General features: G+C 33.1%; 10 protein-coding genes. 6 read left to right on the forward strand and 4 right to left on the reverse strand.

Annotated features, from left to right (window positions below; all coding sequences use genetic code 11):
* The first annotated feature begins 215 nt into the window (after positions 1–215).
* Positions 216–1,610, forward strand: a complete 1,395-nt coding sequence (locus LW139_RS11095) for a basic amino acid/polyamine antiporter (protein WP_166541135.1) — start codon at positions 216–218, stop codon at positions 1,608–1,610.
* 239 nt (positions 1,611–1,849) lie between these two features.
* Here the strand turns inward: LW139_RS11095 and hrpA are convergent, their stop codons facing one another.
* Complete coding sequence (gene hrpA / locus LW139_RS11100) at positions 1,850–5,746, reverse strand: ATP-dependent RNA helicase HrpA (protein WP_227336928.1); 3,897 nt, start codon at positions 5,744–5,746, stop codon at positions 1,850–1,852.
* 234 nt (positions 5,747–5,980) lie between these two features.
* On the opposite strand from hrpA, the gene LW139_RS11105 reads away from it, so the two are divergent.
* From LW139_RS11105 to LW139_RS11125, 5 genes are all read left to right on the forward strand, one after another.
* Positions 5,981–6,604: an FMN-dependent NADH-azoreductase gene (locus LW139_RS11105; protein ID WP_166541134.1), complete on the forward strand. Its 624-nt coding sequence runs from the start codon at positions 5,981–5,983 to the stop codon at positions 6,602–6,604.
* A gap of 343 nt (positions 6,605–6,947) precedes the next feature.
* Positions 6,948–7,508, forward strand: a complete 561-nt coding sequence (locus tag LW139_RS11110; protein ID WP_247849946.1) for a fimbrial protein — start codon at positions 6,948–6,950, stop codon at positions 7,506–7,508.
* A 77-nt stretch (positions 7,509–7,585) separates the two neighbouring features.
* A complete protein-coding gene (locus LW139_RS11115; protein ID WP_247849947.1) occupies positions 7,586–8,281 on the forward strand; it encodes a fimbrial biogenesis chaperone in 696 nt (231 codons plus the stop codon).
* Positions 8,271–10,640 (forward strand): fimbria/pilus outer membrane usher protein, encoded by a 2,370-nt coding sequence (locus LW139_RS11120; protein ID WP_247849948.1) that lies wholly within the window; start codon positions 8,271–8,273, stop codon positions 10,638–10,640. The genes LW139_RS11115 and LW139_RS11120 overlap by 11 nt, the downstream gene beginning before the upstream one ends.
* A 26-nt stretch (positions 10,641–10,666) precedes the next feature.
* A complete protein-coding gene (locus tag LW139_RS11125) occupies positions 10,667–11,218 on the forward strand; it encodes a fimbrial protein (protein WP_166541130.1) in 552 nt (183 codons plus the stop codon).
* A gap of 82 nt (positions 11,219–11,300) precedes the next feature.
* On the opposite strand, the gene LW139_RS11130 is transcribed toward LW139_RS11125, so the two are convergent.
* Genes LW139_RS11130 through LW139_RS11140 form a run of 3 tightly spaced genes read right to left on the reverse strand, consistent with a single transcriptional unit; the run spans position 11,301 to position 14,483 of the window.
* Positions 11,301–11,633, reverse strand: coding sequence for a YdbL family protein (locus LW139_RS11130; protein ID WP_247849949.1), 333 nt, complete (start codon positions 11,631–11,633; stop codon positions 11,301–11,303).
* A 10-nt stretch (positions 11,634–11,643) separates the two neighbouring features.
* On the reverse strand, positions 11,644–11,850 hold the full coding sequence (locus LW139_RS11135) for a YnbE family lipoprotein (protein ID WP_109408118.1): 207 nt from the start codon (positions 11,848–11,850) through the stop codon (positions 11,644–11,646).
* Positions 11,847–14,483: a YdbH family protein gene (locus LW139_RS11140; protein ID WP_247849950.1), complete on the reverse strand. Its 2,637-nt coding sequence runs from the start codon at positions 14,481–14,483 to the stop codon at positions 11,847–11,849. The genes LW139_RS11135 and LW139_RS11140 overlap by 4 nt, the downstream gene beginning before the upstream one ends.
* Positions 14,484–14,532: the final 49 nt, after the last annotated feature.

The following is a 14,532-nucleotide window of genomic DNA, read 5'->3' on the forward strand; positions in this document are numbered from 1 at the left end:
TCAAAATATAATCAAATAAATCACATTTTGTAAAAGTGCATAATTTTTATGATTTAATGCATAGACAACCAAGTTAACTCTCCGTAAAATCTCGCTGTTTTTTAGTGTTTTTATCTTTATTTAAATTTGGGATATTCATATTTATTCTATTTACTGACCAAAAAACAAGAAAATACGCTATTTATTTACAATTTTAATCACGTAGGTAATTATCCTTGAATAAGAAACTTGGCTTAATATCACTCACCGCGTTAGTGTTAAGCTCAATGGTTGGTGCAGGTGTATTCAGTTTGCCTCAAAATATGGCTGAAGTTGCTAGCCCTGCTGCATTGATTATTGGCTGGGTGATAACGGGTGTTGGGATCCTCTTTCTTGCCACGTCTTTATTGCTTCTCTCTCGCCTTCGCCCCGATCTTGATGGGGGTATTTTCACTTACGCTAAAGAAGGATTTGGTGAGTTTATTGGTTTTTGCTCTGCATGGGGTTATTGGGTCTGTGCGGTTGTCGCTAACGTTTCTTATCTTGTTATTGTCTTTGCTGCCTTCAGTTTTTTTACAGACTCCCCAGAAAATGTCATTTTTGGTGATGGTAATACTTGGCAGGCCTTAATAGGAGAATCCATATTACTTTGGGTTGTTCACTTTCTTATCTTGCGTGGTGTACAAACAGCAGCCAGTATTAATTTAATGGCAACAATGGCAAAACTTATTCCGCTGGGATTATTTATTATTGTCGCCCTATTAGCTTTCAATATGGACATATTTACCCTTGATTTCCAAGGAATAAATATGGGTGTTCCTGTTTGGGACCAAGTTAAAAATACAATGCTGATCACACTATGGGTATTTATTGGTATTGAAGGTGCCGTCGTCGTTTCTGCAAGAGCTAAAAATAGACGAGATGTTGGTTTAGCGACTGTACTTGCTGTTGTTATTGCTTTGATTATTTATATTCTTGTGACACTTTTATCACAAGGTTTAGTCAGCCAAGCTGATCTAGCTGCAATGAAAAACCCGTCAATGGCTCCTCTGCTTGTACAACTGATTGGTAGTATGGGCGAAATAATTATTGCTGCAGGTCTTATTCTTTCTGTATGTGGTGCTTATTTAAGCTGGACAATTATGGCTGCAGAAGTACCGTATATTGCCGCACTACATCACTCTTTCCCTAAACAATTAGGGAAACAGAATAAAAATGATGCTCCTTCATCTTCGTTATGGTTTACCAATTATGCTGTTCAATTCTCTTTAGTTTTAATTTGGCTGACGGGAAGTAATTACAACACATTACTGACTATTGCATCAGAGATGATCCTTGTTCCTTATTTTCTCGTAGGTGCATTTTTATTTAAAGTAGCAATTGCACGCAGTAGTCGTGCTTTATTATTAATTGCCATACCCGCAAGTTTATATGGTTTATGGTTACTTTATGCATCAGGTGTGATTAATTTATTACTCTCTGTTGTTCTGTATGCACCAGGTATCCTGATGTTTTTATACACACGTAAACAATATAAAGACAAAAAGCCGCTACTCTTAAGTGAAAAAATTCTGTTAGCTCTTGTCTTATTTGGCTCTATTCCAGCATTAGGTTACTTAACTATTTACTAGAAATAATCTTAGAGGTACTGGAAAAACAGTACCTCTCTTCTCTCTTCAAAATCAATTTCACTTAGGTCAAAAAAATTTTCCTGCTAAGCTGTTATTTTTCGCACTGATGGTTAGGTATTTATAAATCAAGAAACATATAGTATGTTGTAACTAATATATAGGTGACTATTAATTGGCAAGAGAATAAAAAACCCACGAAAAGCATTAGTTTTCGTGGGTTCAAACATGTCGCTATTTAATTAGTTAAAATTAATTTGTTCCATTGCCTGCAATATACGTTTATCCGAGATTGGATATGGAGTCCCTATCTGTTGAGCAAATAGACTCACTCTTAACTCCTCTATCATCCAACGAATATTTTGCACTTCTTCTTGCTGCTTTTGTTTTTCAGTCAGTTTACCTAGCCATTGTTGCCATTGCTGTATAACATTTTCAACTCGACTCATTTGTGCACGATCACGATTAGGATCGATAGCTAATTTTTCCATTCGTTTTTCAATCGCACTCAAATAACGAGGAATATCAGCAAGGCGTTTCCAGCCGTGAGAGGTAACAAAACCAGGAAAAACCAACTGGCCAAGCTGGGCTTTAATATCAGATAATGCAAAAGCAACACTAATATCAACCCGCCCTTTTAAGCGTTTATTGATGGCAAATACCTGCGTTAAAATTGCTTCAACTTGTTTTGCTATATCAACCACAGCATCATTTAGTTCTGCTCTGACATACTCTTGTAGTTTTTGATATTCGTCTTCTTGCCAAATTAAGCCACCATAAGACGCCATAAGTTTATCAACACCACAAGCGATACAGTCATCAATTAAATCAAGCACTTTGCCATAAGGATTAAAATAAAGACCAAGTTTTGCTTTATTTGGTAATTTTTCATGCAAATATTTAATCGGAGAAGGAATATTTAATAGTAATAACCGTCGTATCCCTTCCCACATTGATGCTTGTTGTTCAGTTTCTGTTTCAAAAAGCTTAATACCTACACTGTTTTTTTCATCAACTAAAGCAGGATAAGCCTTCACTGAATAACCACCGCGTTTTTGTTCATATCGCTGAGGCAAATCACCAAAACTCCAAATATGTAAATCTTGTTGTTCAATACCATCATCGGCTACTGCTGATAATGTTTCTTGCACTTTTTCCTTTAAGTTATCTTTTAATTTATTGAGATCTTTACTTTCTGCCAGTATTTTATTTTTTTCGCCAACAACACGGAATGTCATTTTTAAGTGGTCGGCAACTTGATCAAGTTGCCAACTTTCTCTATCAACCATTACCCCAGTCATTCGACGTAACTCTTTTTCAAGTCTATCAAGCAAATCACCTTCAACTTGAGGCACTCGCTCTAAAAATGCAGAAGCATAATTAGGTGCTGGTACAAAATTACGACGGATAGGTTTTGGTAATGATTTAATTAAAGCCACTATTAATTCATGACGAATACCCGGAATTTGCCAGTCAAATCCTTCATTTTTTACCTGATTCAAAATAGCTAATGGAATATGAACGGTGACACCATCAGCTGCAGTGCCGGGTTCAAATTGATAAGTGAGGCGTAATTTTAAATTATCTTGTTGCCAATAGTTCGGATAATCTAATGCACTAACTCGTTTAGCATCATCTTTGATAAGCATACTTTTTTCAAAGTTAAGCAGATCAGGTGATATTTTTTGTGCATCTTTCCACCATTTGTCAAAATGACGAGATGAAACGACGTCCTGAGGTATTCGCTGATCGTAGAAGGTAAACATTGTTTCATCATCGACAAGAATGTCACGACGACGGGATTTATGCTCTAATTCTTCAACTTCTGTCCGTAGTTTTAAATTGTCACGGAAAAAAGCATGACGAGTTTGCCAATCCCCTTCCACTAGGGCGTGTCGGATAAAGAGTTCACGGCATAAAAGCGGATCAATTTGACTGTAATTTATAGGTCGAGAGGCAACGATAGGTAAACCATATAATGTCACTTTTTCATTAGCCATTACTGCGCCTTGCGCTTTTGACCAATGAGGTTCGCTATATTGATGCTTCACCAAATGTTCAGCAATAGGTTCAATCCACTCAGGTTCAATCCGAGCCGCAATCCTCCCCCATAAACGAGATGTTTCGACGAGCTCTGCCACCATTGTCCATTTAGGCGGTTTTTTGAATAGACCTGAGCCTGGATAAATAGAAAAACGAGCATTTCTTGCACCAGTGAACTCTTGTTTATCCGCATCTTTTTGTCCAACATGCGACAATAAACCGCTTAGGAGTGCAACATGAACACTTCTAAAATCAGCAGGTTCACTATTGACAGGGAAACCTAATTCTTTCACAACTTGTCGTAATTGCGTATAAACATCTTGCCACTCTCGCACGCGCATAAAATTTAAAAACTCTTGGCGACACAGTTTTCTAAACTGGGAATGACTCAACTCTTTTTGTTGAGTTTTCAAATAATCCCACATGTTTAAAAAAGACAAGAAATCAGAATCTTTATCTTGGAAGCGCCGATGTTTCTCATCAGAAGCTTGTTGTTTATCCATCGGTCTTTCACGAGGATCTTGAATTGAAAGTGCGGAAGTAATGACCATCAACTCTTTAACAGCACCATATTTACGCGCTTCAAGTACCATTCTTGCTAAACGAGGATCAATAGGAAGTTGTGCAAGTTGTTTTCCCATAGGGGTTAAACGATAAGCACCATTATTATCTGTTCCCTCTTGTAATGCACCTAGCTCTTCTAATAATCGAACACCATCTTGAATATTACGTTTATCAGGTGGCTGTACAAATGGGAATGCACTAATATCACCTAATCCTATTGAGGTCATTTGCAAAATAACAGAAGCAAGATTAGTTCTTAATATTTCAGGATCAGTAAACTCAGCACGAGAAATAAAATCATCTTCTGAATAAAGACGAATACAAATACCATCAGAAACACGACCACAACGCCCTTTTCTTTGATTTGCTGAAGCTTGAGAAATAGGCTCTATTGGAAGTCGTTGTACTTTAGTACGATAACTATAACGACTGACACGCGCAAAACCGGTATCAATAACGTATTTAATACCAGGTACAGTTAATGAAGTTTCGGCAACGTTGGTTGCTAAAATAATGCGTCTGCCATTATGAGGATGAAAAATTCGATTTTGTTCACTATTAGATAAGCGGGCAAATAAAGGTAATACTTCGGTGTGGCGAAGTTGTAATTTATTCAGAGCATCAGCAGTATCGCGAATTTCTCGTTCACCACTCATAAAAATAAGAATATCACCCGCACTTTCTCGGCTTAATTCATCAATAGCATCGATAATCCCATCAGTCATATCCTTATCGCTATCCAGTTCATCACCACCAATTGGGCGATATCTCACTTCAACAGGATAAGTTCTACCTGAAACTTCAATAATTGGAGCTTGACTAAAGTGTTTAGAAAAGCGCTCAGGATCAATGGTTGCTGACGTGATGATGACTTTTAAGTCAGGACGTTTAGGTAATAGCTGTTTTAAATAGCCAAGAATGAAATCAATATTTAAACTACGCTCATGGGCTTCATCGATAATAATCGTGTCATATTGCAGTAACAGTTTATCTTGCTGTAATTCTGCTAACAAAATCCCATCAGTCATCAATTTAACAAGTGTATTGTCACCAACATGATCGCTAAAACGAACTTTATAACCTACAGCTTCTCCTAACGTACTTTTTAACTCATGAGCAATACGTTCAGATACAGAACGCGCGGCTAAACGGCGCGGTTGAGTATGGCCAATATATCCTTTGATCCCTCGCCCTAATTCAAGACAAATTTTAGGGATCTGTGTTGTTTTACCTGAGCCAGTTTCCCCTGCAATAATAACGACTTGGTTATCTTTTATTGCATTATAAATAGCATCTTTCTTTTGACTAACAGGAAGGTTTTCTGGGTAAGTAATTTCAGGACAATTAGCTTGGCGGCGAATTATCATCTGGTGTGCTGTGGTGATATCTTGCTTAATTGCACTTAATACCGCCTGTTTGGACTCTTCATTATTAATTTTAGCGACGCCACGTAGACGTTTTCTTAACCGTTGCTGCTCCCGCAACGATAATTGCTCTATTTCTTGATAGAGCATGGCAGATGATAATGTCACCTTTTATTATCCTTTTTGAGGTTATTTTCAATCAAAACTAATGCCTTTATGATATCACAACAGATTATTGGCACATAAAGGCTTGGTTAAATTTCTTAGTCTATGATTTTATATAATCAATATATTTGAATAGCATATTCAAAGGATTGAGATGTGATCTTTAAAAGATAGAGTAAAATACCGTAAACCAGCAAATTTAAACAAATAGCATATTTGATAGATCAAGAGAAAATAATGAAAAAGATCCTTGTACTGAAGTCTAGCATTTTAGAAAACTACTCACACAGCAATAAAATGGCTGATTACTTGATTGGAAATTGGCAGAATAACCATAAAGATGATGTTATTACTGTGCGTGATCTTGCTAAAGATACGGTACCAACCTTAGACCAAGCTACTCTATTCGCTTTTGGAAAAGAAACAACAATGCTATCTGATGAACAAAAAGTTGCTAAAGCATTATCTGATGAATTAATTAGCGAATTAAAAGCACATGATATCATTGTTATCACTGCACCAATGTACAACTTCTCAATTCCGGCACAATTAAAACATTACATTGATTATATCGCTCGTGCGGGTGAAACATTTAAATACACCGAAGCGGGTTCTGTAGGTTTACTTGAAGATAAACAAGCGATTGTATTAACGAGCCGTGGTGGCGTTCATAAAGATCAACCTTCTGATCTTATCGCTCCTTTCCTAAAACAATTTTTGGCATTTATTGGTATTAACGACGTACAATTTATTATGGCTGAAGGTACTGCCTTTGGTGAAGAATACGCACAGCAATCTCACCAACAAGCACAAAAAGAAATTGATGCTATCATTAATACAAGAAGCATTGCAGTAAAATAATAATTGATATTTTTCTTAAAGCACCTACTCAGGTGCTTTTTTTATACCTAAATTTAATATTCCATTGCAATAATTATTACATTATTTTTCTTTTATAAAAAAATCATAGTTAATTTATAATTTACAAACCTTAATAGAGATAAATTCTATTTTTAATAAAATCCTTGAAATAATATTAAAATACAGGTTGTTTTAGCAACCATATTTTAATTTTTATCTTTTTATTCATACTATAAATAAATGTTTATATAAAAAACAAATTGGATTTATAAAGAATAAATCAATAAGATTTAATCGCTTTAAGTAATATAGAAGTAATTAAATAATTTTATTAATTCAATAAATGGAATTTACGATAAAAAAAAGTATACTTTCAATATTCATTCTATCTACAACTCTTTTTTCAACTCAATCAAATGCTGTTGAATATACAGAAAAAAATGTAGGAACAATTACAATTAATGGTTCTGTTACACCAAATCCAAGATGTCAATTAGATGAAATACAACCTATTGAGTTACCGCCAGTTCAAGCGAGTAACTTTGGTGATAATAATATTGCTAAAACTCCAGCTCAACCTCTTGAGATTCAATTTACTAACTGTGGCGAAAACATTAATAGCGTACAATTACAAATACCAAAACAAACTAAACGACTTTTAAAAAATTTAGCCAATAACGGTAGCAATGTTGACATTGCTATTTTTGATACTGATAAAAACATTATTGAATTAAGTAATGAAAAACCTAACGCATTTAAAACAAAAATAGATAAAGAAGATAAAAGTGCACAATTTTTATTTAATGTTAACTATATGAAGCCTAATGGAATAAATGCGACACCAGGTTTAGTATCATCCACTTTAACTTTTGATGTTATATATAGTGATATTGCTGTGGATTAAAATGCCATAAATCAACAAAGCTGGAATACCAGCTTTGTTTTAACATTTATACTTTCTACTCTAGCTAGCAAAAGAATATGTTTAAAAAATTTAAATTTTTCGTATTATTTTTCATCTTTCCTACATATAGTCAATCATCAATAGAAATAAATAAAGATAAATTTATTTTCATTGAAAGTATCAATCAAGAAATAATTGAAATAAACAACAAAGCAAATAATGATTACTTTATACAAAGTTGGATTACACATTATGATAAAGAAAATAGTAATGAAATTCCTTTTATGGTAACCCCACCTCTTTTCAGGATAGAAAAAGATGAAACCTTTTCTTTAAAGATATTTAAAAAAGATGAAATAAAAGAAAGAGATAGAGAAACATTATATAGAATAAACATTAAAAGAATACCTATTCTATTAAACTCTGATAACAGTAAAAATATGTTACATGTCTCTATAAATTCAGTATATAACTTAATATATAGACCTATATCAATAGAAAAAGATGCAAAAGATGCTTATAAAAAAATTGAATTTTTAAAAAATAAAAATAATGAGTTTATTATAAACAACCCTACACCTTATTTTATTTCTCTATCTTCAGTATATTTTAATAGGATATTAATAGTTAATGAAAGTAAAACAATCCCGCCATTTAAAAAATATAACACAAAAAAAATAATTTCAGGAAGTGGGAACGTTAAATGGAAAACATTTAATCAATATGGTGTAGCTATAGAGGTGATGGATAAGGAAGTTATTAATGATTATTAATCATATAAAAACAAAATTAACATTTTTTATTTTAATATCTATTTATAATCAACATACTATAGCTGAAGATAGCTCACTCTCAATTTATGCTCATTCATTTTCTAAAATTGATAAAGAAACTATCAAACAACTACTTGAAAATAAAAAACCTGAAGGGTTTTATTATTCTATTATTCATATCAACAATAGAAAAAAAATGGCAAAACTCCTTTATTTTAAAAATATAGACAACAAGTTAATCCCTTGCCTCTCTGTTAATGATTTTATCTCTCTTGGTATTGATGCTGATTTCTATTCAATAAAAAAAGAGCATCAAGATATAATTCCTTTAATTGAATACTCAATTGATTTTAAATACTCTTTTTCAAATCAGAAACTAAATTTAATTATTCCACAAAAAGCATTGATAAAAAGAGAAAATAAAATTATCGATGAAAAAGATTGGGATAACGGGATCACTGCATTATTTAGTCAATATTCCTATTCAATTAGGCATCATCAAAAAAAAGACCTAGAACAAAAACTCAGTTTACAAACAGGCCTTAATTTAGGTACTTGGCGCATACGCAGTCAAAATAGTTTTTATTGGAATAAAAATCGTTACCAATCGAAGCTTTCATCAATATATACCTATCGCCAAATTAATTCTTTTTCTGCTCTTTTTTATGGAGGCAAGTTCTCACCTACAACACGAATATTACCAACTGATAAAATAATTGGCTTTCAATTAATATCCAATAATTTAATTTTAAGTAATACTCTTTATGCTAACAAACCTATTATTGAAGGAATTGCTGATACTGAAGCTCAAGTGGTGATTAAGCAAGGTGACAAAGTCATTTATGAAAGCACCGTTCCCCCAGGTCCTTTTATTATAAATTCATTACCTGTTTTAGGGAGTGAAAAACTCAGTTTAGAAGTTAAAGAAGCCGATGGAAGAATAAAAACCTCAACACATTATTTCACATCATTACCTAATCAACTAAATAAAGGTAGTTATCAATATAATTTCATTTCCGGTACATTAGCAAAGAATAGCGATAAAGAAAATTCAATTTTCCTTTTAAGTGAATTATCATATGGTCTTAGTCAAAGAATTACCTCATATAGCGCGATAAAAAAACGAGATAACTATATGAATTATTTATCTGGACTATCTCTTGATTTAGGTATACTGGGTGGTTTAGCAACAGACTTAAGTTATGAAAATAGTAAAAATAAATTTAAATATCAACTTCGCTATCAAAAAAAAATATCAAAAACGCAAGCCTACTTTACTTCTGGAATATCTTTTTATCATTATTTAGATAATTTCCAAAAAAAAGATAGAGTTAAAATAAATTATTCATTTTCTTTATCACAAAACTTTAGTGATTTAGGTTATCTTTCTTTTCAGTATCACGAAAAAATATATAAAACCACATCTAAAAATTTTGAATTAGGTACTTCTTTCTCATCTTCAATAAATAAAATAAACTATAATATTAAATATAATTTTAAAAAAGACAGATCTATTTTTGATCATTCCTTCTCACTTAATCTCCATATACCATTAGGTAATAATAGTGAACACTATCATTGGTTTAATAATCAAATAGATTATCAAAATAAGAAGAAACACTATATCAACACGACCAACATTGGAGGTGCTCTACTTAATTACAATTTAGGTTATTCAGTAAATTATCAACACTCTTATGATGAGAAAAGAAAGTTCAACCGTTTTTCCACCAATGCCCGTTACCAAAATAACTATCAATTTTACACATTTAATGTAAACAAAGTGGAAAATAGTTACAATTACAATGTTTCTATCAATGGAGGAATTGTCCTTCATTCTAATGGTATTACTCTTACTCCTCGTTTAGGTAGAACATTTGCACTGATTAATACTCAAGGAATATCTGGAGTTAAAACATCATTTTCAACAAAAGCGAAAACAGATATTTTTGGAAATCTAATTTTAAATAACATAACACCTTATCGAATAAACAACATTAAATTAAATGCAACGACATTACCCCAACAAGCAGAAACAGAAGTTTATAGTAAAAATATTATTCCTACATTAGGCTCAGTGTCTAAAATAATTTTCCCAATAAAAATTGGTTATCGTGTTATTTTTAAATCAACAACTCCACTTCCCTTTGCATCGACAGTCACCACGTTCGATAAAAACGGTAATATTATTTCTCACGGATTAGTATCGGAAAATAATATTATTTTTCTTTCTGGTATTACAGAGAGTGGACTAGTAAAAGTAAAATGGGGAGAAGATAAGCAGTGTCAATTTAACTATGAAATTGATGATAATGAAAAGAACATCACTCTAATAAAAAAAGAAATCAATTGTATTTAAACTAATTTATCTCTATTAAGAAAATTATGAAAAAAAACATCTATTTAATGATTATGTTACTACTTATCTCTTTTTCATTATCATCAGCACCTAGGCGCGGTGATCATGAAATTCCTTTAAGTTGTGATATTGATTATATCTATGAAAATATCAGCGATAAGATTTCTATTAATGAAAATGATTTTTCATCACATGAAGCGGGAACATTAGCTGATACAGACAGTCACATTATTATTGTTACTATAAATGATTGCTCTAAAAGCCATGGCGAAGTTCGTTTGAAAATTGAAAATTCAAGTATTGATAATAATACTGGTTATTTAAAAAATCAGATCACTGACGATAGTGCAAGTGCTAATATTACATTTCAATTATTATACAATGAAGAACAAAGACCACTAGATCTTAATAAAGAGAATGAGTTTGTTGAAAATCTCATTGATGGCAAAGTTGAGTTTTATTTTTTTGCTAATTATGTAAAAAAAGATGATATACCTCCAAAACCCGGTTATATACAATCCAATATTCAGTTCACTATAAAAATAAATGATGATGTTGTTACGTTTAGCGATAGTTAGTGATTGCAATTATGGAAAAGCACGATAGCTATTTATAATAGATCGTGCTTTTAACGAAATTAAATGCTTATTTAAGGCGTTACTATTTTTTTACCCATTTTCCATTAATACCTTTAACAAACTCACCTTCATTGGCTCTTGCCACTAATTTTTCACCAGCCAATCGAGCCACAGATTCAGGCGTTATCTGATTAGTTTTAGCGATTTCAGCATATTTAGCTTTTCTAGCTTGATTTATTTTATCAACAAGTTGTTGAGCTTGTTTGTTATTTGTCTGCACAAGTTCAATATAGCCACTAAAGGTCTCGCCTACTAATCCTTGTGATCTTGCTTCATCAAGCGTTAATGCTATGGCATTTACACTAGTTAAAGCTATCATTAGACCAAAGCTTAAGAGATATTTTTTATAATTCATCATTTATCCTTTAAAAAATGGCACTGTTATTTTTCAAGAGATCTTCGACTTGTCTGTCTATTTTTACATTAATCTCATGTTCAATTTTAACATTCATATTAATATTAATCGGCTTATCGGGCGTAGCGACTTCTAGTCGAATACATCCTGTTAACGCTGATATTCCCATCATTAAGGCCGTTAATAAAAATAGTTTTTTTAAAAATAATGGTTTCACTCTGACTCACTCCCTAAATCTGATAAGCTTTTTTCTAACCACTCTTCCAATTGTGAGCCAAATCGTAAACTTCGCCATAATTGAAAGATATTCTCTTCATGCCGATAATTGAGATTAACTTGTCGACGTTTATCTTCTAGAGGATTCGTTCCTTGAATTTCAGCCTCTAATATTAACTCACCTAAATTGCTTAAATTGACGCGAGTCCATGAACGACTGATCTCTAAATATCGCAACCACGCCATAGCAATACCTGCTGACATATTATTATCATCGATTGAATCAACAAAATCTTTATCAAGTCTTAACGTCAAGTAAGATGAATTAGCAAGCCATCCATCTTTAATAATCCATTGATTATTGTTAATAAAGAATGGAAATTCGCCACTAACTTTACCCGATGCAGCAAACTGAGTCACTTTTAATAAAGTAAATAGATGACTTAATTGAATATTATCAAGAGAAATAATTGCCGCATCTCGTTGTGGAATAGTGAGTTTTTCCAATGAAATGGTTCCATCAAGCATAGCTACATTCACATTGGATAAAACTAATGGTTTATTTTCTGTTGCCGGATAAAAACCTTGAAGATCAGCTGTAATATTGGTCATTTCAAAAAGATTATTAACACGCTTTATTCGTAACTGAACAGGCTGTTTAACACCAAGTTGCCATTCATCACCGTTTAAACGCCAAGGTAAAATAAAATCTAACCCTTCTAAAACTCCATCTTTAAGCCACATTCCTCCTTGCTTAACAACAAGATGTCCTCCAGCAATTAAACCTTGTTCTGGTGCAATAGAAAAATCTGCTTGAGTATAGAGTTCTCCTTTATCAAGAGTAATTCCTAAATCTTCTGGCACTAAAGATTGAAAAACATTTATTGGTTGTGAAGGCCAACGCATTTGCCCTCTCAGCCTAGCACCATCCCAACGCGTATTAATTGCAATTGGTCCTATATTGGGTTTGGCACTTAATTCACCTTTCATATTAAAATTAAAGGGTGATTTACCATTGATTGTGGCAATAAAATCGGTTTTATCTAGAAAACCACCAGCAGGAAAGTCTATACGTTGACTGGTTAATTTTAATTTTCCACCAAATGTTGGTTTTTTCTCATCTCTTACCCAGCGAAATGGACTCTCTAAAGATAATCGAGGTGCAGTCATCGTTGTATGTTGGTATTTTAAAACATCAAACCCTGTATTAAGCTTTTCAAAACTGACCAATTTATCAGCCCAATACCCTGTACCAGCAATATCCCAACGAGCTTTTAAAGGCAATAAATTTCCTTCCCCCCAATAACGCCATTGCCACGTTCCATTATCAGGTAAAAAATCAATTGCTTTACCTTGAAAATGAATACGATAGTCGCCCCAAATACTATCTTGTGCGACAACAATCGCATTTAAACGACCGTTAAAACCTTTTGATGAAAATGTTGTTCCTGCTAATGGTAAGCGTGCATCTTTTATAGTGAGCGTTTCAGTTAATGGGCCTTTAAAGCGAAGTAATGAACCAGATTGAAATTCAATCGTAGGATCAGCTAATGCTCCCGTCACGAAAACAGGTAATTGCGCACTGGCTTGCATTAATTGTTTATTAACCACACCAGTAATCTGAATAGGAATATGTGCATCTAGTATATTTACTGCTGTTTCAGGAATTGAAATAACTAAATTTCCTTTTCCAGCATTACCTTCTGTCATTACATTTAATCGTGCAGTTAATCTTAAATTAGACAGGCCTTTTTGCCATTGGGCAATATTAATATTAACGCCACCACGTAATGGCTGATCTAGTCCAAACCATTCCCAACGACCTTGTTCAATTTTTATATTTTCGGGAGTAACATGCCAAGGTAGCAGAGCTAATGCATGGCCTCCCCCTTGTTCCGCAAGTGAAATAGTGCCTGATTGTCCTACCCATTCAAGAATAAGAACTAAGGGATAAGCATAATGCGAGGTTAATAAGGTCGCATCAATCGTACCTTTTTCAGGTAATGAGGTAATATCAAGGGGTAATGCTATTTCAGCAGCAAGTTCAATATTATTATCATCAGGTAAATTTATTTTAAACTGCTTTATATCCAGCCATTTATTGTCTCTAATAAAAATACCAAGTTGAACATTTTCTCCTTGATACGTCACTAATCGGCCACCTTGTTGTGTCTTTAACTGTAGCGCACCTTGATAGCGAGTATTTTCTTTTAAAAATACATTTTCCACATTGACGGCTAAGTAAGGTATCGATGTTAATAATGAATTTATCTCAACAGGCACTGTTGCTGTTTCTTCCTGTTTATTAGGTGGCATCGTTGAAAAACAATGTTCATCAATAGTGAGTTGCTGGCTATTAAATTGCAGTTTATCAATCTGTTCTTTTCGATAAGAAAAAGCAAAATTGTCAATATTTGCTAAAGTACAACGGGCTGTCGTTAATGCAATATTCTCAATAGAAATGCCTGTTCGCTGTAATTGAGGCTGAGATAATAAAAGAGAGACTCCTTCAGGTAGGTAAGATTTAGCAATAACAGGCAACCAACGAGGGATAGACACCCACAACGCCGTACTGATTAGGCCTACACCTACCAGTATCGTCCCTGTCCATTTGATTGTTTTTCTTAACAACACATCATATTCCTTTTAAACAAACCTGAATCATCCACTTACCTCGTTAAAT

The sequence above is a fragment of the Proteus vulgaris genome, assembly GCF_023100685.1.
Classification (GTDB): Bacteria; Pseudomonadota; Gammaproteobacteria; order Enterobacterales; family Enterobacteriaceae; genus Proteus.

Coding starts and splice junctions, on each gene's coding strand:
- LW139_RS11105 (WP_166541134.1), top strand. CDS start 5,981: ATGAAAAAGATCCTTGTACTGAAGTCTAGCATTTTAGAAAACTACTCA.
- LW139_RS11110 (WP_247849946.1), top strand. CDS start 6,948: ATGGAATTTACGATAAAAAAAAGTATACTTTCAATATTCATTCTATCT.
- LW139_RS11115 (WP_247849947.1), top strand. CDS start 7,586: ATGTTTAAAAAATTTAAATTTTTCGTATTATTTTTCATCTTTCCTACA.
- LW139_RS11120 (WP_247849948.1), top strand. CDS start 8,271: ATGATTATTAATCATATAAAAACAAAATTAACATTTTTTATTTTAATA.
- LW139_RS11125 (WP_166541130.1), top strand. CDS start 10,667: ATGAAAAAAAACATCTATTTAATGATTATGTTACTACTTATCTCTTTT.
- LW139_RS11130 (WP_247849949.1), bottom strand. CDS start 11,633: ATGAATTATAAAAAATATCTCTTAAGCTTTGGTCTAATGATAGCTTTA.